The organism is Marinobacter iranensis, from assembly GCF_029207565.1.
GTDB lineage: Bacteria > Pseudomonadota > Gammaproteobacteria > Pseudomonadales > Oleiphilaceae > Marinobacter > Marinobacter iranensis.
Window position 1 is genome coordinate 1 of sequence record NZ_JANCMW010000287.1, and the last position, 257, is coordinate 257.

General features: G+C 58.4%; 1 protein-coding gene. It reads left to right on the forward strand.

Annotation, left to right across the window (positions count from 1 at the left end):
• Nucleotides 1-27: 27 nt before the first annotated feature.
• Nucleotides 28-257, forward strand: a 230-nt coding sequence (locus NLU14_RS22405) for a hypothetical protein (protein ID WP_275710766.1), incomplete at its 3' end; no start/stop codon positions are given.

Genomic DNA, 257 nt, shown 5'->3' on the forward strand with positions numbered 1-257 from the left:
GTCGCCGGTCGCCTGGTCGAGCACTCGATGATCGAACGCCTTCAGGCGAATACGGATATTCTGCGTTTCCATGTCCCTACCAATGCGAAAGAGCGGAGCCCGTTGCCGGGCTTCTATGCTGTACCCAAAACCGAAGGCGCGCCCTTACAGCGGCCCTCATTAAAAGGCAACCGCCCGACACTCTTTTTTGAGAGTGCCGGGCGGCTGCTTTACTCGGTTCAAGCCTTGCGGCGTGCGCCCAAGCTTACTTCTGGATC